Origin of the sequence: Leptospira meyeri (assembly GCF_004368965.1) — a bacterium.
Taxonomy (GTDB): domain Bacteria; phylum Spirochaetota; class Leptospiria; order Leptospirales; family Leptospiraceae; genus Leptospira_A; species Leptospira_A meyeri.
Genome location: NZ_SORO01000001.1, coordinates 2,833,778 through 2,858,502, shown reverse-complemented (window position 1 = coordinate 2,858,502; position 24,725 = coordinate 2,833,778). Strand labels below are relative to the sequence as shown.

Annotated in this window: 23 protein-coding genes; 13 read left to right on the top strand and 10 right to left on the bottom strand. The window is 38.7% G+C overall.

Going from position 1 to position 24,725, the window contains the following annotated elements; all coding sequences use genetic code 11:
* Positions 1–2 precede the first annotated feature (2 nt).
* The 5 genes from metK to CLV96_RS13425 are packed head-to-tail and all read right to left on the bottom strand — an operon-like array spanning position 3 to position 4,472.
* The gene (metK, locus tag CLV96_RS13445) at positions 3–1,169 is read right to left on the bottom strand and encodes a methionine adenosyltransferase (protein WP_004787395.1); all 1,167 of its coding nucleotides are present in this window, start codon (positions 1,167–1,169) and stop codon (positions 3–5) included.
* 24 nt (positions 1,170–1,193) lie between these two features.
* Positions 1,194–1,931 (bottom strand): lysophospholipid acyltransferase family protein, encoded by a 738-nt coding sequence (locus CLV96_RS13440; protein WP_004786775.1) that lies wholly within the window; start codon positions 1,929–1,931, stop codon positions 1,194–1,196.
* Entirely contained in the window at positions 1,928–2,620 is a 693-nt protein-coding gene (locus tag CLV96_RS13435) for a Rossmann-fold NAD(P)-binding domain-containing protein (RefSeq protein WP_004784870.1), read from the bottom strand. Before CLV96_RS13435 ends, CLV96_RS13440 begins: the two co-directional genes overlap by 4 nt.
* Positions 2,617–2,964, bottom strand: a complete 348-nt coding sequence (locus CLV96_RS13430) for a PilZ domain-containing protein (protein ID WP_243836484.1) — start codon at positions 2,962–2,964, stop codon at positions 2,617–2,619. The genes CLV96_RS13435 and CLV96_RS13430 overlap by 4 nt, the downstream gene beginning before the upstream one ends.
* 47 nt (positions 2,965–3,011) lie before the next feature.
* A complete protein-coding gene (locus tag CLV96_RS13425; protein ID WP_004786586.1) occupies positions 3,012–4,472 on the bottom strand; it encodes an MBOAT family O-acyltransferase in 1,461 nt (486 codons plus the stop codon).
* A gap of 129 nt (positions 4,473–4,601) precedes the next feature.
* Here CLV96_RS13425 and CLV96_RS13420 point away from each other — a divergent pair, with 129 nt between their 5' ends.
* Together CLV96_RS13420 and CLV96_RS13415 are read left to right on the top strand one after the other, a co-directional pair.
* A complete protein-coding gene (locus CLV96_RS13420) occupies positions 4,602–5,108 on the top strand; it encodes a DUF3332 family protein (protein ID WP_004787683.1) in 507 nt (168 codons plus the stop codon).
* 53 nt (positions 5,109–5,161) lie between these two features.
* Positions 5,162–6,232 carry a hypothetical protein gene (locus CLV96_RS13415; protein ID WP_004785271.1) on the top strand — a complete coding sequence of 357 codons (1,071 nt, stop codon included), beginning with the start codon at positions 5,162–5,164 and terminating at the stop codon, positions 6,230–6,232.
* 46 nt (positions 6,233–6,278) lie between these two features.
* Here CLV96_RS13415 and CLV96_RS13410 read toward each other — a convergent pair whose 3' ends face one another.
* Complete coding sequence (locus CLV96_RS13410; protein WP_004785713.1) at positions 6,279–6,632, bottom strand: single-stranded DNA-binding protein; 354 nt, start codon at positions 6,630–6,632, stop codon at positions 6,279–6,281.
* A 121-nt stretch (positions 6,633–6,753) separates the two neighbouring features.
* Here CLV96_RS13410 and CLV96_RS13405 point away from each other — a divergent pair, with 121 nt between their 5' ends.
* From CLV96_RS13405 to CLV96_RS13390, 4 genes are read left to right on the top strand one after another with little or no spacing between them, the layout of a single operon-like run.
* Positions 6,754–8,289: a sensor histidine kinase gene (locus tag CLV96_RS13405; protein WP_004786944.1), complete on the top strand. Its 1,536-nt coding sequence runs from the start codon at positions 6,754–6,756 to the stop codon at positions 8,287–8,289.
* Positions 8,286–8,684: a response regulator gene (locus CLV96_RS13400; RefSeq protein WP_004787207.1), complete on the top strand. Its 399-nt coding sequence runs from the start codon at positions 8,286–8,288 to the stop codon at positions 8,682–8,684. The genes CLV96_RS13405 and CLV96_RS13400 overlap by 4 nt, the downstream gene beginning before the upstream one ends.
* A 29-nt stretch (positions 8,685–8,713) precedes the next feature.
* A complete protein-coding gene (locus CLV96_RS13395; protein ID WP_040917138.1) occupies positions 8,714–10,276 on the top strand; it encodes an FMN-binding glutamate synthase family protein in 1,563 nt (520 codons plus the stop codon).
* Positions 10,277–12,349, top strand: coding sequence for an adenylate/guanylate cyclase domain-containing protein (locus tag CLV96_RS13390; RefSeq protein ID WP_004784380.1), 2,073 nt, complete (start codon positions 10,277–10,279; stop codon positions 12,347–12,349).
* Here CLV96_RS13390 and eat read toward each other — a convergent pair.
* Positions 12,346–13,641, bottom strand: coding sequence for an ethanolamine permease (eat, locus tag CLV96_RS13385; protein ID WP_040917139.1), 1,296 nt, complete (start codon positions 13,639–13,641; stop codon positions 12,346–12,348). The two genes, CLV96_RS13390 and eat, sit on opposite strands and share 4 nt — an antisense overlap.
* 215 nt (positions 13,642–13,856) lie before the next feature.
* Between eat and CLV96_RS13380 the strand changes: the two genes are divergently transcribed.
* From CLV96_RS13380 to CLV96_RS13355, 6 genes are all read left to right on the top strand, one after another.
* Complete coding sequence (locus CLV96_RS13380; protein ID WP_243836483.1) at positions 13,857–14,729, top strand: LA_0442/LA_0875 N-terminal domain-containing protein; 873 nt, start codon at positions 13,857–13,859, stop codon at positions 14,727–14,729.
* Positions 14,730–14,781: 52 nt separating this feature from the next.
* A complete protein-coding gene (locus CLV96_RS13375) occupies positions 14,782–15,618 on the top strand; it encodes a hypothetical protein (protein ID WP_004786279.1) in 837 nt (278 codons plus the stop codon).
* Between the two features lie 168 nt (positions 15,619–15,786).
* Positions 15,787–16,596, top strand: a complete 810-nt coding sequence (locus tag CLV96_RS13370; protein ID WP_004784402.1) for a carboxypeptidase-like regulatory domain-containing protein — start codon at positions 15,787–15,789, stop codon at positions 16,594–16,596.
* 126 nt (positions 16,597–16,722) lie between these two features.
* Positions 16,723–18,318: a TPM domain-containing protein gene (locus tag CLV96_RS13365; RefSeq protein ID WP_420813700.1), complete on the top strand. Its 1,596-nt coding sequence runs from the start codon at positions 16,723–16,725 to the stop codon at positions 18,316–18,318.
* On the top strand, positions 18,275–19,330 hold the full coding sequence (locus tag CLV96_RS13360) for a hypothetical protein (protein WP_004787445.1): 1,056 nt from the start codon (positions 18,275–18,277) through the stop codon (positions 19,328–19,330). Before CLV96_RS13365 ends, CLV96_RS13360 begins: the two co-directional genes overlap by 44 nt.
* A gap of 51 nt (positions 19,331–19,381) precedes the next feature.
* Positions 19,382–19,900 carry a DUF1993 domain-containing protein gene (locus CLV96_RS13355; protein ID WP_004784485.1) on the top strand — a complete coding sequence of 173 codons (519 nt, stop codon included), beginning with the start codon at positions 19,382–19,384 and terminating at the stop codon, positions 19,898–19,900.
* Between the two features lie 141 nt (positions 19,901–20,041).
* Here CLV96_RS13355 and CLV96_RS13350 read toward each other — a convergent pair whose 3' ends face one another.
* A complete protein-coding gene (locus CLV96_RS13350; protein ID WP_004785852.1) occupies positions 20,042–21,472 on the bottom strand; it encodes a glycogen/starch synthase in 1,431 nt (476 codons plus the stop codon).
* Positions 21,473–21,542: 70 nt separating this feature from the next.
* Here CLV96_RS13350 and pckA point away from each other — a divergent pair, with 70 nt between their 5' ends.
* On the top strand, positions 21,543–23,135 hold the full coding sequence (gene pckA, locus CLV96_RS13345) for a phosphoenolpyruvate carboxykinase (ATP) (RefSeq protein ID WP_004786476.1): 1,593 nt from the start codon (positions 21,543–21,545) through the stop codon (positions 23,133–23,135).
* 134 nt (positions 23,136–23,269) lie between these two features.
* Here pckA and CLV96_RS13340 read toward each other — a convergent pair whose 3' ends face one another.
* Both CLV96_RS13340 and CLV96_RS13335 read right to left on the bottom strand, forming a co-directional pair.
* Positions 23,270–23,686, bottom strand: coding sequence for a DUF1761 domain-containing protein (locus CLV96_RS13340; protein WP_004787409.1), 417 nt, complete (start codon positions 23,684–23,686; stop codon positions 23,270–23,272).
* Between the two features lie 89 nt (positions 23,687–23,775).
* Entirely contained in the window at positions 23,776–24,540 is a 765-nt protein-coding gene (locus CLV96_RS13335) for a helix-turn-helix transcriptional regulator (RefSeq protein WP_004784329.1), read from the bottom strand.
* Positions 24,541–24,725 lie beyond the last annotated feature (185 nt).

The window sequence follows — 24,725 nt, the reverse complement described above, 5'->3', positions numbered from 1 at the left end:
ACTTATCCCTTTTTTAAAGCTTCTGCTTTATCAGTTTTTTCCCAAGTAAATGTGTTACCTGTTCTACCAAAGTGACCATAAGCCGCAGTTTCTTGGTATTTTCTTCCTTTTCCAAGAAGATCAAGACCATCTACGATTCCTTTTGGAGTGAGTTTGAAATTTGCTAAAACTCGTTTTGCAATTTCTTCATCAGAGATAGTTCCTGTTCCAAAGGTATCCACAAGTACCGATACTGGTTCCGCAACACCAATTGCATAAGCAAGTTGTACTTCGCATTTATGAGCAAGACCAGCAGCCACTACGTTTTTCGCAATATAACGGCCGATATATGCTGCAGAACGATCTACTTTTGAAGGATCTTTTCCAGAGAACGCTCCACCACCATGACGACCCATTCCACCGTAAGTATCTACGATGATCTTACGTCCAGTAAGACCTGTATCACCATGTGGCCCACCAATTTCAAATTTACCAGTTGGATTAATGAAGTAGCGTGTATTCGTTAAAAGTTCTTTTGGAATGATTTTTTTGATACATTCTTCAATCACAGCTTCTTCGATTTGTTTATGAGTGACACCTGGTTTGTGTTGCGTGGAGATCACAACAGTATCCACTTTCTTTGGTTTTCCATCTTCATATTGAATGGTGACTTGTGATTTTGCATCAGGACGCAACCAGTCAATTTTTCCAGTGTGACGAAGATCAGACAAATGTTCTAAAAGTTTGTGTGAGTAGTATAGAGGAGCAGGCATAAGCTCTGGTGTTTCAGCAATCGCAAAACCAAACATAAGACCTTGGTCACCAGCACCTTGTTCCGTATGAAGTCCCTCTCCTTCGTTTACCCCTTGGGCAATGTCTGGAGACTGAGCATGTACATGGGAAGCAACAACTGCAAAGTCAGCATCAAAGTACATATTGATATCGTTATAACCGATTTTACGGATCACATCACGGGCCACTTCTTGAGTGTCCACTTTTCCTTTACTGGTGATCTCGCCGGCGATGACTACGAGATTTGTCGTCACAAGAGTTTCACAAGCAACACGGGATTTTGGATCTTGGGCTAAATACGCATCGAGAATGGCATCGGAAATTTGGTCGCAGACTTTGTCTGGGTGTCCTTCAGATACGGACTCGGAAGTGAAGATATAGTTTTTGAGAGATGACATTTTTTTACCTTACTTGGTTAAAATTTAGAGTTTAGGCGGTACGTCAATAGAATTGTATGGGAAGAGCCCTCGCACATAAGATTCCAGAGATTCCGCATTTTTTCCCATGGCAATTTCCAATTTTTTGGCATATTCATCCATTTGGCTCTCCGAAAGACCTTTGGGAACAAAGAAAGGTTCCCCGTATTGGATGAATAACCTCGCTCCGAATTTTGGAAAAAAATGCCTATCCCAACTTTTAAAAGTATAGGCTCTATCATAACAAGAATGCAAATACAAGATGGGAAACCCAGTCAGAGATGCCGTCACGATGACTCCAGGTTTTACCTCACGTCTTGGGCCTTTGGGACCATCGACAGTAAAAATGGGAACTGCACCTTGTTTCATCTCTTTTAAAATATTACGAAAGGCACCCGTTCCTCCTCTTGTGGATGATCCCCGAACTGAACGGAGTCCTGACCGAGCAAAGGTTTGGTGGATGATTTCTCCATCTTTGGATTGAGAAACAAGGGCGACCATATCTGCTTTTTTTTTGCGTTTCAAATATTGAGTCGCATGCCGGTAAAGAGACAATGTAGTTTCATGAAAAACTGCAATGATATAACCAGAGCCTTTTTCAATCACCTTGGCACTCTCATCTGGAATGATAAACTTTTGGTTTCGAACAAATAGATACCAAACTCTCACGATCAAGTGAACCACCCAACTAAGGATGATGTATTTGGTTTTAGAATAGGGTTTTTGTTTGTTATCTGGAATCAAAAAGAATGGTCCTTACCGATCTCCCAAAGGACATCGTTTTCATAAACTTTTACTTGTGGAGTTGATCCTTCTTCCGGTTTGTCATGTAACAAGGAATAAATCATAGATTTAGCAACATATTCGCCAGGAATTGGTTTGAATTTTTTGAGTCCGAGAAGACCAAAAGGAATGAGGTTTCCAAGAAACTCTCCGATTTTTTCCCCCACTCGGATTTCTTCTCTTTCTCCGATGAGAAGCGATGGTCTAAAAATCCCAAGGAAGGGAAATTGTAACTTACGGAGTTCTGTTTCTATCTCCCCCTTCACGCGGTTATAAAAAATAGTTGAGTTAGCATCTGATCCCATGGCGGTGATGATATAAAATCCGGGAACATGTTTTTCTTTGGCCTGTTTAGCCGCAAGGAGTGGGTATTCGTAATCAACTTCTTTGAACTTTTCTTGGCTACCTGCTTTCCCGATGGTTGTACCCAAACAACAAAATACTGCATCCAAACCATCTGGAAGCGAAACTTTTCCAGATCGAAAATCATCCCAACTAACTTTGACTACTTCGATAGGAACGTTGGGGTTTGATGCGGATTGCGAGTTTCTCGCCCAAACAATCACCTTTTTGATTTGTGGATAAAAGACAAGAGATATTAACACTTGTTTGCCGATTAGGCCAGTTCCACCAAGAAGTAAAATTTTCATTTGATCTCCAAACTACGTGCAAGCATGGAATCAGTAAGATTGAGCCTTTCCTGAAACTGGATTCCCGCAATATAATAAACGACATTTTTAATTTTGGAAGTTTGGGTCCACATCACTGTACCTTCAAAGAACATCCGTTTGGTGCCTTTTGCCCAAACTATACTTCCCAAAACTTGGGATTCGATTTCGTCACTGAGTAAGTCATCCTCACCCAAAAAACAAAGGCCCTCTTCCGAAATATTCCCTAACTTTCCGAAAAGTGTGATTCCTTCCAAATCCAATTGGACCTGAAACTCGGAAAAGTCTCCTGGAGATATTCTTGGAAGCCTTCGTTCACTTTCCATAGCAACAAGGTACAAGGATTCCCATTATTGGAAACGAAAAAAGCAAATTAGAACTGAAAGTAAATGAACGGAACGGAATTTTCTGGTGTAGCTAAATTTAAGACAAGGAAAAGAATTGGATACAGGGCAAACTCCAAACTGGCCGGGATTTGTTTGCCTTTTCCCCTTTCAAAGATAAAATACCCAATGATATGGCCCAAATACAAAAAGCCCATGATCCAAAGGAAATCCTTCCACATATAAGGACGAATTTGTCCGGCCTGGAATGTAAATATTCCCCGAATGTGAATCCAAGCATTTTCCCAAGTAAGAGAACGAAAGAAAACTGCCCCCAAAAAGAAAATGGAGCTATTGAGAATATTCTGAAAGAGCCAAATAGGAACATCATACCAATGTTTGGTCTCTGGATCGTTCTTTTTGTCCGGGAACCATTCCTTCCAAACCTCTTCCAAAACATAAAAAACACCGTTTAGTGAACCCCAAAATACAAAAGTCCATTGGGCTCCGTGCCAAACGCCACTCACAAACATTGTAAACCAAAGGTTGAATTTTCGTCTTACGGACGTTACTCTGCTACCGCCCATTGGAATATATATATAATCACGTAACCAGGAATTTAAGGTCATATGCCAACGGCGCCAAAATCCAGAGACAGATGTAGCGAGAAAAGGTAAATTGAAGTTTGTGGGAAGTTTGTAACCGAGTAACATGGCACTCCCAATCGCCATATCAGAATAACCACTAAAATCTAAATATACTTGGATTCCACCAAGAGCAGCGGCAATTAACAATGCATAGGCGTGGTGTCCGGCTGGGTCTGCATAAATGGCATCAATGGTTGGAGCTACCATATCGGAAAGAACAGCCTTTTTAAAATAACCCAACATAAAAAAACGAATCGCAACACGAAACTCGATATCTTCCAGTTTTTTGGGACTATATAATTGGGGCATAAAGGTTCTTGCTGTCACAATCGGGCCTGCGACCAACTGAGGGAAAAAACTCACAAACAAGGCAAAACGAATGAAATCCTTTTCGGCAGGAATTTCTTTTCTGTAAACATCAATGGTGTAAGACAAAGATTGGAACGTAAAAAAAGAAATCCCTGCAGGAAGGATAATTTTTAATACAGGCAGAACATCAGCACCAAACATGGGATTGGTGACAGAGTTAATAGAATTCACAACAAAATTATAGTATTTAAAAAATCCTAAAATAAAAACTAAGTTTGTAATCAAACTGAAAAGCAAAAGATAGTATCTTATTTTTTCTCTCGATTCGGATGCAAGCTTCAGACCTACATAATAATCAATAGCTGTGGAAAGCAAAATGAGAGCACCAAAACGATAGTCCCAAGACATGTAAAAGAAATAACTACTAATGAGTAGGAAAACATGTAAGATTCTTGTTTCTCTAGATTGATTCGAAAAAATAGCGGGGAATACGTACCAAACCGTAAAAAAAACGAAGAGAAAGAAGACAAAGTATTCAAAATCAGAAAAGATCAATGGGGTTTGCCTTCTATTCCGACCAGGCTCTTTGAAAAAATATGCCTGTCAATCATTTCGGCTTGCAGAGGATAAGAGAATCCCCTATGATATATCTCTAGTTTTTTCACAAAAACGAAGAGGTAAAAAATGAAAAAAATATTAAAAACGACTCTCGTTGGACTTTTGTCTTTCGGTTTGTTGTCGAATTGTTTTGGAAAATTTGGAGCAGTAAAAGCAGTTTATTCTTTTAATGGAAACATCCAAATTGGAACGGGGAAACTTGCTGGTTTCTTTCGATCCCTTTTAATGATTTTCCCACTTTATTTCGCTTATGGAATCGGAAGTTTTTTAGACATCGTAATCTTCAACTTGATTGAGTTTTGGACAGACAGAAATCCAATTGCAATGGCTGAATATGACTTCGACGGAAAACTTGTAAAAGAATACTCTCAAGATGGACAAACCATCACTCTTACATATACTGAATGGGGTAAAGTTTTGAAAATGGAAGCTCCTACTCAAAAAGGAACTGAAGCTGTGTATTTCCTAAAAGAAAAACCAGAAAAAGCATTCCGTTTGATCAATGGAAAGTATGTAGAAATCCTACAAACTAGCGGACCGATCCTCCCTCCTGCTGGCGTAAAACTCATCTAACTTCCGCATTGCCCCTAATTTTAGGGGCAATCTTTGTCCGATACTAACAGTATATGAACCGCTTGTTTTTCTTATCCTTTCTTCTACTCCTATTATTGGGATGCGAAACTCCGCAACAGGTCATTACCCCTACATTCCCCACACATTCGGAACAAATCAATTTAAACCGAATTAAGATGATTACCAAATCCGAAGCGGTACATTCAGAATCCAAAGAAGAAAAAAAACCTTTGGTCAAGGAACCCGGGGTCAGCGTGGAATATTCGGAAAACAAAATCCCCTTCATTCAATTGGATTTATTTTTTGAAGATGCTGGGATTAGCATCATAGAAGAAATCATTGCCGGTACCATCTTAGATCACCATATCATCGTATTGAACCAAAAAGGTGAAATCATCGCCAAACAACCAGTCAACTTTCAAGCCTACGAAATTCTTGAAACTAAAACTGAGGTGATGCGAAACAAGGTCATCGTTGGAGAATCAAAAAAACCCGTTAAAGTAAATAGCACAACTCCTGAAACAAAAATCTCACGTGAGGCAATCGAAAGACAGTACACTGATCGAGATACTGTTCCACAGGTTTTAGAAATTTTAGATGGTAAAGTACCGAACCCAGGCGAATACATTAGCATCTATTTAGAATTAACCTTTGTCAATCCTCACTTAGAACCGAACTGTGAATCCTATTTTGGAAATTGTTATGGTGCCAAACAAAAATTTTTTGAAGATGTAACTTTGCGAAATCGTAGAGAATTAGATATTCTACGAAATCGTTATGTCGAAGGAGAAGTGGCTCAATTTCCTAATCTTACCCCTGCAGAACAATCAGAGTTTAAAACAAACATCAAATCCAAAATCGAATCCACCAACGGAGTATTTGGTCCGAAACATGGATTTACGAAATTCTATTTTAGAGAATGGAATTTAGTTTCTTCGCCTAGATATTTTCGAATTTTATCCATAAATAAAAATGGGAAACAATTATCCTTAGAAGAACGAAATGAAGAAAAAAGACAAATAGATGAATCCAATGAAAATTCAAAATCAGAAAACGATTCTCATTCTATTTTTGATTCGCCAACCCATTCAAAACATAAAAAAAGATCCATCCCAACCCCCTAACAAGAAATAACGGGTGAAGGCAATCCTTTCACCCGCCATATCTTCCTTAAGCGACCTTCTCTTCTTTTTTTCTCATACTGTCAAAGCGGACAGTAGAAGCAATGACTCGAAACTTAGATTTGTTTTCTCCATCAGAAGTTTTCCAACGGTTTTGTTTCAAATTTCCCATCACAGTGACCTTACTTCCTTTCCTTAGGTATTCAACGCAGTTTTCCCCAAGTTTTTCCCAGGCTTCTACCTCAAAGAAAGAAACATCTTCCTTATCTTTTCCTTCTTGGTTATTAGAAGTGTGATTGACAGCAACTGTGAAATTGGCCAAAGACTTACCTCCTGCAATAGTTTTCTCCTCTGGATCAGCGGTGAGATTTCCGTCCAGAATGATGTACGATAGATTTTTCATTTGATTATCCTTAATTCAATTTTGATGGCCATCGGTAGGATGGGTTCTTTTTTGGTGAGATTGGTTTAAAAAAAAGGATCAAACGAAATTAATAAAATCCATTTGTCCGCCTACATTTCGGATGGACAATCAAAAGGAACCAGAAAAGAATTTGTTTGTGGGACTGCCCGATTCCGAAATACTCCACCTTTTAACGGCAATTAGCCGTGAATTGGTGTGTTTGCATGAGCCCGACGGAACATATATTTATGTAAGTCCCAATTCAGAAAAAATTATTGGATACAAATCAGAAGAACTTATCGGCAAAAATCCTTATGATTTTTTTCACCCCGATGAAAAAAGATTCATCCAAGAAAGGTTTCATCAACCCCTGCTCCGAGGCGAAGAAAACATCCACTCTACGTTTCGTTTTTTGCACAAAGATGGACGTTTTATTTGGCTACAATCTGACAATCGTTTAACGATCCATCCAACTACGGGAAACAAATACCTACATACATCCTCCAGAGATATTTCGGAAAAAATAGATACCGAAGCAAACCTAGCGCTTGCAGAAAGAAGATTCAAAACACTTTTTCATGATTCACCCATAGGTTTGGTCCTCACGGGTGGACATGGTTATATTGATGAAACAAACGAAGCCTTTGCGCGTTTTTTAGGTTACCAAAGTTATGAAGTGGTTGGGAAACATTTTACCGAAATTAGTTCGGATGACGGACTAGAAGAAAATTTAAAGTACAGAGATGAAGTCCAAAAAGGAATCATCGATAACTATTCCATCGAAAAACAATACATTCATAAATCGGGAAAAAAAGTTTGGGCCTATCTCACTGTCACAGTGCTACGTGACGATTCGGGACACCCGATTCATTTCCTGGCACAGATCATTGATATCAATGAAAGAAAAAAAAATGAAACTCTGCTCCGAGAAAACAATGATCGGTTACGAGCCATAACCAATTCCCTTCTAACACAAAATAAACAACTACAAGCATATAACCAAATCATTTCACATCATTTGCGTGCACCCGTCAGTAACTTAAGAAGCCTTCTTGATTTGATGAAAGAAACAGACCAACTAAAAGATGTTAAAGAAATCGAATCCCATTTAGAAAATGTAACTGGGACTTTAGAAACAGTCCTTTCCGAACTCATTACTACTTTAAAAATCCAAAATTCAGACCAGTTCAAACCAGAACCTGTTAACATTGACCAATCATTTACTAATGTGATCCGATTGATGAATGGGGAAATCAGTAGCAAACAAGCGGAAATTCAATCCAATTTTTCAGGTGGGAACACTGTATACTTTTCCAAAGAATTTTTAGAAACCATTTTCCTCCACCTCCTCAGTAACTCCCTCCGTTACGCCGACCCGAACCGAAGGCTGCGGATTTCAGTCGAATCCTTTCAAATTGGCTCCCAAACCACAATTTCTTTTTCGGACAATGGGATTGGGATCGATTTAGAGCGGTATGGAGATCAAATTTTTCAGCTTAGGAAGACTTTTCATCGTCATATCAGTGGGAAAGGGCTGGGGTTGTTTTTGATCAAATACAAAATGGAATCGGTCGGGGGAAGGATTGAGGTGCTTTCCAAACCTGGAGAAGGTGCTACCTTTCTTATGTACTTTCCAGAAAGGAGTGATGCAGAATGACTCCTAAAATTTGCGTGATTGATGATGATACGATTTATCAGTTCACAACAAAAAAGATCATTTCCAACGCCGGAATCAAAGAAGATGTTTTATTATTTTCAGATGCGGAAAACGCACTGGAGTTTTTCCATAAGGAATCGCAAAACAAGGACAAACTCCCTGACATCATTTTTCTCGATATCAATATGCCCTTTATGGATGGTTGGCAATTTTTAGATGCCTTTGGAAAGATTTCACCAACATTTCCCAAACCTATCACCATCTTTCTAGTTAGTTCCTCCGTTGATGAAGCCGACACAGATCGGGCTGCCAAAATTCCCATGATTTCTGGATATATCTTCAAACCATTTACAAAAGAAAAACTTTTAGATTCTTTGACCCACCTCCAATCTTAGCTTGTCATCTTTTTATTTTTGATATAGAAATGGACGCACCCCTTATGGATCAGATACTTACTTGGATTGAAACCCATCCCCTCTCCTCCACTCTGATTGGATTGTTCGTATTTCTAGTACTTGTCTTCCTCCGAGACATCACTCAAAAAACGCACACGATTCAGCGGAACTTTCCCATTGTTGGTCGTCTCCGATATTTTTTAGAAATGATCGGTCCAGAACTCAGACAGTACTGGGTGGCTCACGATAAAGAAGAAAGGCCCTTCGATCGTACAGAAAGAAGTTGGATATATGCCACAGCCAAAGGACAAAACAATAATTTCGGATTTGGAACAACAGAAATCCAATACGAACCGGGATACCCCATTATCAAACACAAAGCCTTCCCTTTTCCAGAAGCCAAGGCATATATCCACAACCAAGACCCAAGTTGTATTCCTTGTTTAAAGATCATTGGTCCTAAACGTAAATTTCCTTATAGACCATATTCGATTGTTAATATATCAGCAATGTCTTTTGGTTCTCTTGGTAAAAACGCAGTGATGGCACTGAACAGAGGAGCAAGAGATTCCGGCGCCTATCAGAACACAGGCGAAGGTGGTCTAAGCCAATACCATATGCAAGGTGCTGATATGGTTTGGCAAATTGGAACGGGATACTTTGGCGCAAGAGACCATTCTGGAAAATTTAGTTTGGATGTTTTGAAAGAAAAGGTCGGCAAAAATCCTTGTATTAAAATGATCGAAATCAAATTATCTCAAGGCGCCAAACCAGGGAAAGGTGGAATTCTACCAGCAAAAAAAGTAAACGCTGAAATTGCTGCGATTCGTCATGTGGAAGAAGGAAAAGATTGTATATCACCTAACTCACATAATGAATTTACAAATGTAAAAGAACTAGTCCAGTTTATCGAAAAAATCGCATCCGGTACGGGACTTCCTGTTGGAATCAAAAGTGCTGTCGGAGAAATTGAATTCTGGGAGGAACTTGCAAATGAAATGAAACAAAGTTCCCAAGGGCCCGACTTTATCACCATTGATGGCGGGGAAGGCGGAACAGGAGCCGCCCCCCTTACTTATGCCGATCACGTATCTCTACCTTTTAAAATTGGGTTCCAAAGAGTGTATACCCTCTTCCAAAAAGAGGGATTGTCCGAACAAATTGTTTGGATTGGATCGGGAAAACTCGGTTTCCCTGACCGAGCTGTGGTTGCGATTGCCATGGGTTGTGATCTCATCAATGTGGCAAGAGAAGCCATGTTATCCATTGGTTGCATCCAAGCACAAAAATGCCATACGGACCATTGTCCTGCCGGTGTCGCTACCCAAAACTGGTGGTTACAACGCGGAGTGGACCCAGAGATCAAAGGAAAACGTGCGGCCAAATACATCCAAGGATTTCGAAAAGAACTTCTAAGTTTGGCTCATTCTTGTGGGTACGAACACCCTGGACAATTTACAGGCCAAGACATAGAAATCAGTATGGGTATGAATCGATACCAAACCCTAGAAGGACTACTCGGTTACAAACGCGATGAAGTGAAGTTTACAAAACTTCAGGACTATACTGTATTTCCGAAACGACAAGCTTAAATGAAGAAACTCTTTCTTTTTCTTATTTTATTCCAACTCGGTTGTCTTTCAGAGGAAAGGAACGTAAAAGCAGAAGCAGAGAAAGGGTATTTAGACCTAAGCCAACATTCCTTTGTGAACGAACCCTTTGTTGTTTTAAATGGGGAATGGAAATTTTTTTGGAATACGGCCCCTTCACAAATAATAGAAACTGATTCCGATTTATTCCTGAGCCTTCCAAAACATTGGAACGGATACAAAATGAATTATGGTTCCCTTGGCGGATTTGGACATGCAAGTTTTAGGATCAAATTAAAACTCGCAGACAACCAACAAGAAACTATGGCCTTGACTGTCCCTGAACAGGACACTTCTTACGCTATTTATGCCAATGGAAAGTACCTAGGTGGATCTGGAAAACCTGGACCCAATCCGAACGAGTACATTCCACAAGTTAAATCGACTGTGGTTGTATTACCACAAAGTTCAGAAATCATCATCGATCTCTATATTGCAAATTATGTACATAGAAAAGGAGGGATTTGGAACGATATTGTCATTTCCACCTACAATAAAGCAGAAAGTCGTCTCACCAAACGAAAGATCAACGAAACCATGTTGTCATCAATTCTTGCATTTGTTGGTTTTTTCTTTTTAATCATGTATTTCTACAATCGTGATGGGAAACACACAATAGGTATCTTTTTGTTTTCCTTGGCAGTTTTACTAAGGACCATTTCGACTGGAGAACGAATTCTGTTAGAATTTATCGATGTTCCCTATTGGTTTTTATTGCGATTAGAATATCTTTCATGGTATTGGTCTGCGCCTCTTTTATTTCATTATTTTTATACAATTTTCCCGGAAGACTTTTCGAAACGAATGGGAGTTTTCTTTTATACCCTGTCCTCCATTTTAACCATTGGTCTTTTGTTACCGCCAGTGTATTTTACTGAAACTGCATCCATCTATCCCATAGCATTTGTTGCAAATGGAATTATTATATTTATTTATCTGTATCAAGCTTATATAAAAAAACGAATGGAATCCAAACCATTGTTATTCGGAATGCTTTTGGTTCTTGCTGCAGCTACAAATGATGTGCTACATGCCGAATCATATATCCATACGATGTATGTTGCCCCAGCAAGTGTTGTGATATTTGTCTTTTTGCAAGTCATTACGTTTGGACGGATTGTTCGACAAACCATGACAAAAACATTAGAATTTGCGCAAGAGCAGAAACAACTTAGCAATTCCTTCAGTCGTTTTGTCCCAACAGAATTTTTATATCATCTAGGCAAATCAGATATCCGGTATGTGGACTTAGGTGACCAGGTACAAAAACGAATGACCATTCTGTTTGCCGATATTAGGTCTTTTACAGAATTTTCAGAAACACTTACACCCAAAGAAAACTTTGACTTTTTAAATAGTTACCTACAAAGAGTTGGACCTATCATTCGACACAACAACGGTTTTATTGATAAATTTATTGGTGATGCAGTGATGGCACTTTTTCCGTATGACATAAATGATGCGGTAAAAGCGGCTGTCGAAATGCAAGATGCCATTCGTATTTATAACGGACATAGAGCCAATTGTGGATACATTCCCATCGAAGTAGGAATTGGAATCCACACAGGAAATCTCACCTTGGGAATATTAGGTGAACACAAAAGAATGGAAGGAACCGTTATCTCTGATGCTGTAAACCTTGCGTCACGGATTGAAGGAATTACAAAACTCTTTTCTTCTCGTATCGTGATCAGTGCTGATACATTTATCGAAGCATCGGAAAGACTTGGATACCATTACCGATTACTTGACAGAGTGGCAATCAAAGGAAAAACAGAATCCGTTTTCGTAGTAGAAGTTTTAGATGGATATGAACCAGAAAAAGCATCAAGACTCATGGCAATCAAAGATGAATACACCTTAGCCTTGGATGCTTTCCGCAGAGATGATTTTGAAGAAGCCATCGAAGGGTTTTCAAAACTATTAGATAAAAACCCCGATGATTCGGTATCGAGACTATTTTTAGAACGTTGTCACGATGCCAAAGAAAGAACAAAGATGGAATTTGGATCTTAGTTCCTTTTTTGTTTCCAGAAATACCCAAACCCTAACAAAAAGCCGAAAAAAATAACTCCGATCGCCAAATAAGGTTCTGCGAATGAAACAGATCCACAAGCCACAATTCCCAATATGAGTGCAACCCCAGGCAATACAGGATAAAACGGAGCTTTGTAAGGCCGTGGCATCAAAGGTTCTTTTTTTCTTAACACAAAATAGGAGATTAGGCTAAAAAGATACATCCCACAAGCACCTAATGCAGAAATGGTGATGAGTTCTGCCGTGTCTAAAAAACTCATACAAAAAATCCCAAGTACCCCGCCACTTAAAACAGCATTTTGTGGAACATGGGAACCTTTACTCAATTTTGAAAGATAATTGGGTAAATATCCTTCTTTGGCCATCGCATAAATCAATCGAGAGTTTCCAAGGATGATTCCAAATAAAGAAGCTACCAAACCAAACAATCCAATAAAGGTAAACACAAAAGGCCAAATTTGATTTTTTCCATATAACTTTTGTAATACATAAGACAAGGGATAATCTAATTCAGAGATTTCTTTTGTATCAACAACTGCCGCTGTAAATACGAAAATAAACCCCGCCAAACATAGTAGAGTGAAGATTCCAGCAGTATATCCAATGGGTATATCTCTAGCGGGATTTCGCACCTCTTCGGCCGCCAAAGCCACTCCTTCCACAGCCAGAAAAAACCAAATGGCAAATGGAATAGAAAGAAAAACCGAACTCCAAACAATAGAATGAACGTTTGGTAGATTGGGTAGTTTTTCAAATGATACATGTGGCGTTAAAAATACCAAATACAACAAAAGTCCGAATACTGCGACAAGAGTCACTAGAAGTTCAAATCGAGCTGTTTGTTTGATTCCAGTTAAATTGATTAATAACAACAAACAGAACATGACAATACCTGCACCAAACGCAGGTATAATGGGAAATAGAAAATGAATGTATCCCCCGAGAGCCGAAGCAATGGCAGGTGGTGCTAACAAAAATTCGACAAGAACTAAATAACCAGTGACCAGTCCAAATAAATCCCCTAATGCCCGTTTTGCATAAGCAGATGGGCCACCTGATTGTGGAATGCTTGCTGCAAGTTCGGTAAAACATAGTGCAAAGAGTACGTAAAAAGTAGCCACAAGTATAACAGCAAAACCGAATTCCCAGAAACTCGCTTTGGACCATCCAAAGTTCCAACCAAAATAATCACCAGATATGACAAGTCCTACAGCAATGCCCCATAAATGAACAGAATGTAGAACTTTATGCATTTTTTGATCTTCTTTCATCTCACCTGCTTGCTCCCAAGTCCTTCTTTAGTAAAAGGAAACATGATAGAGCCTAATTCACAATTAAACAAAGCAAGATACTATTTGATGAGCCGAACCTGAGGCAAGTTCTTTCAATCTCCGAATGGGGAATGTTTGGTGGCTTTTCAAATCCTGTCAAATCGCTCTGGATTTCTCGAAGTATTTCTGCTAAACGGGAAAATTCTGTATTGCAAATGATTCTAAATCCTAATAATATAGGGAAAATACTAGAACGGACCATCTCTATGCGAAACAAACATTTAGCTCTCATTGTACTTATTTTTTGTATCATTTCCCCATTGGCCGCTGTACAAACCATTCTGTTAAAACAAGGAAAGTCCATCAAAGGTGTGATCACCAATCAAAATGTGGATAGTGTGGAAGTAGATGCACAAAACGGAAAACACATGGTGATTTCCAAAAAAACCGTTTTAAAAATTATCTACAAAGACATTGCTGAATCTGAAGAAGAAATCATCCGTAGAGAAGAAGAAGAAAAAAGAAAATCCGAAAAAGAAAAGGCCATCGCTGCCAAACAAGAAGAGATTCGTAAACGCAGAGAAGAATTGATGCGACAAGAATCAGAAAGAAAAACCAACCAAGAAGGTGGTGAAGTGATCACTCATAGCCTACGTGATTCCTTTGTGCTTGGTTCTGTGGCCGATGGAAATATGATCACACTTGCACCCGATTCAGCAAAATGCCAAATTTTTCAATCTTATCCAGAATACTTTTGGTTGTTTGGTGCACTTCGTTTCAAAGAACCAAATTGGGATGTATTACTTCCAAAAGACAATCGTCCCGTTCGCATCAAACAAACATCCACTTGGGGGGATATGGCAATTACACTCCTTGGCGGATTTCTGATCACGATCACACGTAAAACCATTGTCGTTGATGTGTGCGAAGGGAACGGCTATCGTATGGTTTCTGATTCGGAAATCAAACGTATCAAAGATGAAGCTGTAGAACAAATCAGGACAGAACAAGAACTCAAAGAAGCAGAAGAAAAATATGAGCTGGAACAACTAGAAAAAGATTTAGAAACTCTGAAGAAGAGAAAATAATCGAATCGGTCGACTAAAAATGAAATCTATTTACCTTCGAGGAATACCGACGATGCAATTTAAAATGTCGATTGGATTATTACTTCTAATGTTTTCGTTCTTTCAGAATTGTTATTTCAATCCGGTTGTGAACGGAATATTAAATCCTGTAGAAAAGAAAGAGGATAGTTCATTTCTTAGTCTTCTTGGAATCGGGGCCGAAACATCAAACCTACTCATCACTGGCCAAATTAGGGATCAAAATGGTTCGGGATTGACAGGCCTTGTTTTTGTTCCTTCTCCACCATCGTTTCAATCTAAAGCGTCTTTGCCAACTTACACAACGGATTCAAGCGGAAGATTTTATTTACCGTTTCAAACTGGTTCAACGAGTTATGAAGTATTACAAAACGGCACTCCATTTTTTACTTTGATCTTAATTGTAGTAAGCCCAACAGAAATCGGTGTGGGAACAAACGGTGCTCCTTCAGGACTTGAAATTTCCGATTTGACTTCAATTAGTGCCAGTGAACCACCTAACTTTTTTGACTTGGTGCGAGTGTTCTATTTAGAAGGTGGTGTTACTGAAATTAACATACATAATGCGAACCTGGGAAAAACTCCAAACCCTTTGGTTTTAGAATTTAGCGAACCTCCTGCATCCGTTGACCCAGAAGATGTTAGTTGGATGCCAAATTCGATGATGATTATCCCTGCCCCAAGCGTAGGGTATCTGTCTCCCAGTGTTTCCGGCAATCAGCTCATATTTTCGGGAGCAGAAGGATTGATGCCTGACACTGAATATTTTATTGCATTTACATCTAATATCAAATCTGCAACGGGAAAATTGTTATCTCCACGTTTTGTTAGATTTTGTTATTCACCATCAGTTGCTTGTGTATTTTATTAAAAGTTTTAGAGTTGAGTCATAGGGAGTTTCGAACCATATCGGGACTAAACTTTATTAAGAAATATCTTGCCAAACATTCAGCATTTCTATAGAATCAATCTCTTGGGTTCTAAGGCCTAAAAGAAATTTCTTTTTCCGAAACAATCCTTTATTTTCTGGAGAAATGATATGAAACCACATCCTAGGTTATTAACTTTTTCGGTGATTTTAGGTCTATGGATGGTCATTGGAAATTGTTATTTCAATCCGGCCGTACAGATGGTTGTAAATCCAGAAATCTCGGAAGAGACCAACCCTGCAGCTATTCTAGGGGTAGCTTCCTTACTTGCTACACCGAGAACCGTTCAAATCACGGGCCAAATCGTTGATGCCAATGGTGTTGCCGTTGTCGGTGGAACTTTGACTGTCCTCAGCCGTACTAACCAATTAGAAGGTCTTACAAATTCAATTTTATTAAATGAAGGTGGAAGGTTCTATTTGATTGCAAGTACAGGAGAAACAACGATTCGAGTAGACCAATCAGGAAGTGAGTTGTTTACTTTTACCATTTCGATTCCATTTCCTGGAGCTTCGATGATCACAAATAAATCGTTAAGTGGCCCAGATGTATTAAATGTAGAATTTTATGAAACTGGGATCACACCAGCCTATTTGGATATGATCTATTCAACCCCATACGATAAAGCAATCTTTACCTCCTGGCCAACATTGGTAATTATCACTTTCTCTGAAAATTTGGAAATACCTTCTGATATGCAAACCTTTTTAAATTCGAATGTCATAACATACCCACCGATTTCTCTAGATGGATCTAGTTCCTTTGTATCGAATAATGTTCTCCAAATCTATAACTCTTCCAGTTTTTCCTTGGGAACCAATACATACACATTTGGACCTGGTATCAAATCTGCGACAGGGAAAAGCCTTTCTCCTAAAACGATTACATATATTTGTAACTTTCCTTGTACTGGTTCTTGAGCGAAAAAAATAATTGCGTTGCATACAATTCTATTCTAACACTCCTAACTCATACTTGACAACTCTTCAGGCTTCGTTTAATTTCTTTAGATCGTGAATTTTCCACTTCGATCAAAAACCAATTTCATTCCTAATTTCATTCTATCGTTACTCATTACTTTTCTTTTGCCAGTTCTTTGGCAATGTTCGCCAACAAATGAAGAACCCATCGACACTCTTGTTGCCAAGGTCCCAAACCCCAAGACACTAAGAAACAGCTGGGTGGAAGACAGTGCCGGAGTTTTGACAGACACGGCATCCATTGACCAAATGATCAATGCCGCAGAGGCAGAGTCAGGATTAGAAATTGTCGTAGTGACGTTGCCAACGATCGGAAGTTATGTCCCAAAAGACTTTGCCGTTGCTCTCTTCAACCATTGGAAGATTGGGAAAAAAGGCAAAGACAATGGAATTCTCATTTTACATGTGATCGATCAAAGAAGAGTGGAAATTGAAACTGGATACGGACTAGAAGGTGACCTTCCGGATGTCACTGTCAAACGAATCATTGATACATATACCATTCCTTCATTCAAAGAAGATAACTTTCAAAAGGGACATTCGGACACTGTGTCCGCCATCATTAATAAATTAAACCATCCTGAGATGGCTGTAGAAGATTTGGTTTCGAATACCACCGGCACCAACGATGCGACAGATGCAAGTGCCTATCCTTCAAATGGCGAAACATCAAATGAATCCAAAAGAACGGATGAATATGATTACCAAGGGAAATCTTATTCACAACTAACAGAGGAAGAAAAACGAATTTTAGAAGAAACCGTTGATCGATACAATACCACTGGAAATTATTTTCTAAATGATGAAGAATCTAGACTTTTAAATGAAAAATTTACGGAACTAGAAAGAATCGAAAAAGAAGAGTCTCTACGTAATAAAAAGTATTTTATATTTGGATATCTTGCTCTTTTTGTATTTTTAAATTTACTCCAAAGGATCGTTGTTTGGCTCACACCTTCCCCTACTGCCAAATACCATATTGTCCACAAAACCGATTTCATTTTGTTTTATGGTCTTTTCATTAGTCCTGTTGTGATCGCAATCACTCTCCTTTCTTTGGTTTTGGACGATGCATTGTTTCCTGTGTCAATATTTCTTATTATCGCAAGTATCATTATATTTTTTATTTTTTGGGGAGACTTACGAATGCGTAAGTTAATGGAACGTTTGCAAGCCATTCGGAATATTCCAAGAAAATGTAAAAAATGTGGGACTATGATGACGAAACTCTCCGAAGAGGGAGATAACAAACATTTGTCGGAAGGACAGGTATCAGAAGAAATCGTCAATTCAATTGATTATGATGTTTGGGTATGCCCAAGCTGCCATTCCAATTCAATTTTAAAATTTCCGAACATCAATCCGGAATACATATACAAAGGTACCTCTTTTCCAAAAATTAAATCTTGTCCAGAATGTAAGTTTGAAACTTTTGTTTGTAAATCCAGTCGTATCCTTTCGGAAGCAACCTATAGCAGCTCTGGAAAAGTTGAAGTTAGACGAACCTGTGCCCATTGCAAACACAGTGCCACAGAATACGAAACCATTCCCAAAAAACAAAAGAGTAGCTCCGGCGGCTCCTCTGGAGGGGGTGGTGGAGGCGGTGGAGGAAGTTTTGGTGGAGGTTCCTCTGGCGGAGGTGGTAGCGGGGGTAGCTACTAAAAAAACTGCCCTTTTCCGAAACCAAACATACATTCGCCTATTCTATTTTGATACCAATTTAGAAAATGGCGTTATGTATAATTTGTATGCCCGTAGAATCAAACAACCGTTTGCTTCTATAACACATAAATCTTTAGCTTTATTCTTATTTCTTTTGTTTTCTCCCTTCATCTGGGCCAATGAAAATGAGGTTACGTCCACCATTCACGATAAAAAAGGACGTTGGAATATCCAATGGGGTTATAACCGAGATTATTATACTCAAAGTGATATCAATTTTCGTGGCCCTGGTTACAACTATACATTGAAAGCAGTAGATGCCAGGGACAAACCGGAATCCTTTCGAGCAGATGTTTATCTAAATCCATCAAAATTTGAAATCCCCCAGTACAATCTAAAATTCAGTTATTTTTTTACGGACCGATTTTTCTTATCCTTTGGTGAGGACCATATGAAGTATGTAGTAACACCAGGACAACCAGTCAAATATTCCGGTTACATTGACCCAGGTGTGATTGCAAAAAACCAGATGGCCTTATCCACCGAAGCGGCTCTCTTTATCTACCTCTTTCCTGGGCACGTGCAGGAAATGGCCGGGTATCATGGTGGAGAACAAACCATTGCGTTAACACCCGATATTTTAAAGTACGAACATACCGATGGATTAAATTATCTATTTTTAGATTTTGGATGGATCACCCCCCTTTATACTTCTTCAGATGGACTCAGTGGACTTAGTTTGGTGTCCTCCATTGGTGGTGGCCCAGTGGTTTGTCGAAGCGACGTACGCGTGTTAGGTAAAGGACAAAACAATAACTTCCATGTTTCTGGGTATGGAGTTTCGGGCTACGTTGCCACTCGGTATGAATTTTCACGCACTTACTTTCTAGAATTTGGTGGCAAAGGCGGATACATTGACCTCACTGATGTATTGACTAGTGGTGGTTCCAACCGTGCTTCCCAAAATTTTGGATTTTTAGAACTCATTGTTTCAGGTGGAATTGCTATTTAGATCTGTGATTTAATGGATTGATTTTGTTTGTCCCTCAATTCGAGTAGAACTATGAATGAATCCATTTTTTATGAAATCTCCGTCCAATCTTTTAAAAAAGGACTAGGGAATTTAATCAAAATTTTAGAAAAGGCAGAAATCCATTCTGAAACCAAGAAGTTCCCTTTTGAGAATTTGTTGAACTCACGACTCTTTCCTGATCAATTCCAGTTAACCAAACAAATCCAAATCGCTTGCGACACTGCCAAACTTTGTGTCGCTCGTATCACAGGGAAAGAAGCTCCTGTTCATGAAGATTCAGAAAAAAACCTAAATGAACTCAAACTAAGAATCCAATCTGTGATCCAATACTTGGAAACTTATAGAGAAGAAGATTTTAAATCAGTAAAAGAAATAAAAGTTTCGCAACCAAGGTGGGAGGGAAAATATTTAACAGGGTTTGAATACCTCACGCAACATGCGATTCCTAATTTTTACTTTCATATAACAACTGCTTATGCAATTCTACGACACAACGGAATTGAAATTGGCAAAAAAGATTATTTGGGTGAAATGCCGTTTAAAAAGTAAATAATCCTCGTAGGACTAATTGATTCAATTGGAACCGGTTGTTTTATACTGACCGGATCCAAATACTTTTTCCAAGATTGGAAATTCGAACAGAAGCAGATCATAAAACAAAAAATTCAGATATTTCACTTTGAATCTGAATTATAACTTCATTTCTATAGCTTTTTTATAAACAAAATCGTATTCTAATTTTCTTTTTTCCCAACTCCAATCTAAGTTCATCATGTTTTTCACTAAGATTTCTCTATCGGAAGAAAGATAAAGGTCACTGGCTCTTTCTAAAGCATATCCCAACGAACTAGCGTCATTCGGTTCAAAGACAATCCCTGTTTTGTAAGGCAAAAAATTGGATTCGTCCACAGTATCCCGTAATCCACCGACTCTGGAAACAATCGGAATGGTTCCATAAACATGGCTGTACATTTGATTCAGACCACATGGTTCAAAAAGGGACGGCATTAGAAAAAAGTCACTAGCAGCCTCAATTTTGTGAGCCAAACTTTCATTATAACCTTTGTAAAAATAAAAAAAATCGGGCAATGTATCAGATAAATGAAAAAAAGCTTTTTCTGTATCTGGATCTCCCGAGCCAAGAACCACATAACGATGTGGAAGGTGACGCCTTTCTAAGAATGCTTGTAAAAAGCTAGGAAATCCTTTTTGATATGTAAGTCTTCCTATCAGTCCAATCAAAGGTACATCTGTTGGAAGAAAAGGCCTTCCTATTTCTTTATATAACCCTTCTTTGTTTTTTAATTTCCCGACTTTCCAATCTTTTAATGAATATGTTTTGAAAATTCTTTTGTCTTTATCTGGATTCCATTCATCCGAATCAATTCCATTCAAAATTCCTGTATAGTCGCTTGCTCTTTGTCTCAAACAATAACTGAGGCCAAATCCATTTGGTTCCGCCATTGTTTCTTCTCTATATCCAGGACTCACTGTAGTGATTTTTCCTGCGGATAAAATTCCGGCCTTCATATAATTACATTTATCATTGTGTTCAAAAGGACTTGTGATCAGACAAAATGGTTCCTCTTTTAAAAAACCCGTCATCCAATAGGGATGATCTCCTTGGTAAGCCAAGTTATGGATGGTAAAAACACTTGGAACTTGTTTTACGGAATCCTTTTGTAAGGCAAGTGAGAGTGCTGTATGCCAATCGTGGGCATGGAAAACATCCACATTTAGAATTTGACTTAAGGCATAACAAGCGTAAGAGAACATAGCAAATCGAAAGTGTTCTTCAGCATGACCATAAATGGAGTCTAACGGTTGGAATAATTCTGATTCAAAAAAATATAACTTCACTCCTCTTTCTTCTGCTTCTAAAAACCGAGAGGCTTTTAGAACCGAAACTACCAAGGAGTCTGTATGCCCATCCTTTGGAAGAAGGGCTGGGAACTCTTTTCCGGTAAATTGGGGTGGCTTTCCCAATTTGCCAATGAGAGGTAATGCGACATAAACTTCTTCCGACTTCGCCTGTTCTTTGGTGAGGGAAGCAAGCATGTCGGCAAGCCCACCCATCTTGATGTAAGGAAAATATTCTGCAGATGCGTGGAGAATCTTCATTTTCTGTTATTGACACCGACTCGCAAAATAAGAAGCTAGAAAAACACAAAGTGAAATCGAGGAGAAATCCATGTCAGTATCTACTAATCTGCGCGGCCTTGCTGAATTAGGCCTTAAACCATCCGAAGTCTTCCATAACTTATCTTACGAAGAAATTTACCAGCACGAATTGAACAACAAAGAAGGCGTAACTTCCGATAACGGAACAATGATGGTAGATACCGGAATTCTTACGGGTCGCTCTCCAAAGGACAAGTACTTTGTCGATGAACCTTCTTCTACCAACAACATTTGGTGGGGTCCGGTCAACACAAAGGTTTCTGAAGCCATTTTCAATGAACTTTACGCAGAAGTAACCAAATTCCTCGATAACAAAAAACTTTATGTTTTTGATGGCCATGCAGGAACCAACAACGACACACGTATCTCTCTCCGTGTGGTTACGGAAAGAGCTTGGCAACACCATTTTTGCACAAACATGTTCCTTCGCCCAACGAAAGAAGAACTCGAAAAACTAAATCCAGAATTTACCATCATCAACGCATCTGGTTACAAAAACACAAAATACAAAGAACACGGCCTTAACTCCGATGTATTTGTAATCTTCCACTTAGCAAAAAAAATCTGTATCATTGGTGGAACCGAATACGGTGGGGAAATGAAAAAAGGGATTTTCTCTGTCATGAACTACTACTTACCGCTTAAAAACGTGCTTACTATGCATTGTTCTGCTAACGTTGGTAAGGATGGAGACAGTGCTCTTTTCTTTGGTCTTTCTGGAACAGGAAAAACAACTCTTTCCACAGACCCACACCGCAAACTCATCGGTGATGACGAACACGGTTGGGATGACAATGGAATCTTCAACATTGAAGGTGGATGTTACGCAAAAACCATCAATCTAGATCCAAAAACAGAACCAGAAATTTATGCAGCCATTCGTCGTGATGCTCTCCTTGAAAACGTAGTTTTTGATGCGGGAACTAAAAAAGTAGATTACTCTTCTGCTGCGAAAACAGAAAACACACGAGTCTCTTACCCAATCTTCCACATCGATAACATCCAACCAGGATCCAAAGCAGGTCACCCAAACACTGTGATCTTCCTTACTTACGATGCTTACGGTGTTCTTCCTGCGGTTTCTAAACTTTCTATCGAACAAGCGATGTATCACTTCCTTTCTGGTTACACAGCTAAGGTTGCGGGAACTGAGCGCGGTGTGAAAGAACCACAAGCAACTTTCTCTGCTTGTTTTGGTCAGGCGTTTATGACTCTCCACCCAACATACTATGCAAAGTTACTTGGTGAAAAAATGAAAAAACACAAAGTAAATGCATACCTAATCAATACAGGTCTTGTTGGTGGAAAGTATGGAGTGGGAAAACGTATGAACCTTCCTGCAACTCGCCAAATCATCAATGAAATCCTTAACGGAAACATTGAAAAATCCGAGTTCGAAAAACACCCAGTATTCCAAGTATCTTTCCCAAAAACAATCGAAGGTGTGGATGCACATATCCTCAACCCACGTAACGCTTGGGAAAACAAAGAAGAATACGACAAAACAGCTACTGACCTTGCAAAACAATTCATTGAGAACTACAAGAAATACCTTACTGGTTCCAAAGAATTTGACTACAGCCAGTATGGCCCTGTAGCGTAAATTGTAGTTTAGTTTTCGTTCCGGTATTTGCTTTACCAACTTACAATAGTAAGCTGGTAAAGTTCAGAGGATCAAACAAAAAAAACCACTCTAACGAAAACGAAGAGTGGTTTTTTTATATTCTGAAGGTTTTCTCAGAAATTTTGAACCAAAATCATAGCAGCAACATTGATTCCCACAAGGTGATAAACACTCGAAATGACACCATATAGAATGGGCCTCGGAATGTTTGGATTGATCGCAATATTAAAGGTATTGGCAGATAGATATCCTATCCCAACAAAAGTTCCCCAAAGGAGCGCATCGGCCGTTTGGTTGATTTGCAAAACAGAAAACAAAATGGCTGTCGTGACTAAATTGAATAGAGTACAAATTGCTGGTCCAATGATAAATATTGGCGCAGGTGGGCCTTGTGTTTCGTTTTCTTTTCCGAGAGAAATTCTATATGGTTTTGTAAACAGTATTGTAAACCAAATATAACCTAGAAAAAAATAAATAAGGAATGCAAATCCTATCCCGATCCAATTCAAATTTAATAAAATTTGTAACATAAACAATCTTCCTGTGTTAAATTAGTAATGAATGTTTATAACGAATTTTTGTAAGGAAGGATTGTAAAAAATCAGGATGAAATTTTTTTTTAAGCCAAAAATTCTGTAGGTGTTTTGCCCGTGAAAGATTTGAATTCTCTTATGAAATGCGATTGGTCAAAATATCCAAAATCATAAGCAAGTCTTGTGAAAGAACGATACTTTGGAATTTCTCGAATTACCGAATTCATTCTTATGATCGATGAAACTTGTTTGGGAGTGCCTCCTGTAATTTCTCGAAATTTTTTTTCAAAGGTATCCATACTTAAATTTACAATAGAGGCAATCTCATTGATTTTGATTTTTCCCTGCGACAGGTTCATTTGCGAAATCGCTTCTAAAATACGTTTATCAATGGTTTGTTTTTGAATCGTTTTTAATAAAAATTTCTCAACATGATCTATCTTAGAATGATTGTCCTTTGTTTCCAACAATTGTGCATACATCTCATTCAATTCAGATTGATTCCATAAGTCATATCCAGAAATCCCAACCTCATTCAATTCCTTCATAGACATATTGAAAAATGAAAATGCTCCCCATGGTTGGAACTTAACAATCAAAATTTCCGTTCCTTTCGAAAGTGTATTTTGTTTCACCGTTTTGCGAAGTCCAGACAAAGAAATTGTAGGTAAACTCTTAGAATCCGAATGGATTTGGTAGCGATGATTTCCTTTGATTTTGATGGTCAAAACAAACGAATGGTGCGGAATGACAGACTTACTAAAACTTTCATCACATTGGATGAGGAGATAACTTTCCACAAAACGACTGAGTTCTAGTCTAGGTTTGTATTCAATTACAGTTGGCACCATAAGACGTGATTCCAATGAAATCTCATTTTAATTCATTGTAAAGGATTTTCCTGCTATTACTTGGGACAATGCTTAGGCTTTAAGAACTTTGAGCGCCTCGCATTGGTTAGATGATCTTTAAATAACCAATCAACGACCGGGCTCACTCCGGGGTGCGCTTTCGCTCCCGTCTCACCTATACTAGG

Bases quoted from the DNA above. Each gene is read 5' to 3' on its own strand.
- CLV96_RS13400 (WP_004787207.1), top strand. From the start codon at position 8,286: ATGACTCCTAAAATTTGCGTGATTGATGATGATACGATTTATCAGTTC.
- metK (WP_004787395.1), bottom strand. From the start codon at position 1,169: ATGTCATCTCTCAAAAACTATATCTTCACTTCCGAGTCCGTATCTGAA.
- CLV96_RS13340 (WP_004787409.1), bottom strand. From the start codon at position 23,686: ATGTTACAAATTTTATTAAATTTGAATTGGATCGGGATAGGATTTGCA.
- CLV96_RS13375 (WP_004786279.1), top strand. From the start codon at position 14,782: ATGCAATTTAAAATGTCGATTGGATTATTACTTCTAATGTTTTCGTTC.
- CLV96_RS13355 (WP_004784485.1), top strand. From the start codon at position 19,382: ATGAATGAATCCATTTTTTATGAAATCTCCGTCCAATCTTTTAAAAAA.
- CLV96_RS13370 (WP_004784402.1), top strand. From the start codon at position 15,787: ATGAAACCACATCCTAGGTTATTAACTTTTTCGGTGATTTTAGGTCTA.
- CLV96_RS13430 (WP_243836484.1), bottom strand. From the start codon at position 2,964: ATGGAAAGTGAACGAAGGCTTCCAAGAATATCTCCAGGAGACTTTTCC.
- CLV96_RS13435 (WP_004784870.1), bottom strand. From the start codon at position 2,620: ATGAAAATTTTACTTCTTGGTGGAACTGGCCTAATCGGCAAACAAGTG.
- CLV96_RS13415 (WP_004785271.1), top strand. From the start codon at position 5,162: ATGAACCGCTTGTTTTTCTTATCCTTTCTTCTACTCCTATTATTGGGA.
- CLV96_RS13395 (WP_040917138.1), top strand. From the start codon at position 8,714: ATGGACGCACCCCTTATGGATCAGATACTTACTTGGATTGAAACCCAT.
- CLV96_RS13380 (WP_243836483.1), top strand. From the start codon at position 13,857: ATGATTCTAAATCCTAATAATATAGGGAAAATACTAGAACGGACCATC.
- CLV96_RS13335 (WP_004784329.1), bottom strand. From the start codon at position 24,540: ATGGTGCCAACTGTAATTGAATACAAACCTAGACTAGAACTCAGTCGT.
- CLV96_RS13420 (WP_004787683.1), top strand. From the start codon at position 4,602: ATGAAAAAAATATTAAAAACGACTCTCGTTGGACTTTTGTCTTTCGGT.
- eat (WP_040917139.1), bottom strand. From the start codon at position 13,641: ATGAAAGAAGATCAAAAAATGCATAAAGTTCTACATTCTGTTCATTTA.
- CLV96_RS13405 (WP_004786944.1), top strand. From the start codon at position 6,754: ATGGACAATCAAAAGGAACCAGAAAAGAATTTGTTTGTGGGACTGCCC.
- CLV96_RS13410 (WP_004785713.1), bottom strand. From the start codon at position 6,632: ATGAAAAATCTATCGTACATCATTCTGGACGGAAATCTCACCGCTGAT.
- pckA (WP_004786476.1), top strand. From the start codon at position 21,543: ATGTCAGTATCTACTAATCTGCGCGGCCTTGCTGAATTAGGCCTTAAA.
- CLV96_RS13350 (WP_004785852.1), bottom strand. From the start codon at position 21,472: ATGAAGATTCTCCACGCATCTGCAGAATATTTTCCTTACATCAAGATG.
- CLV96_RS13390 (WP_004784380.1), top strand. From the start codon at position 10,277: ATGAAGAAACTCTTTCTTTTTCTTATTTTATTCCAACTCGGTTGTCTT.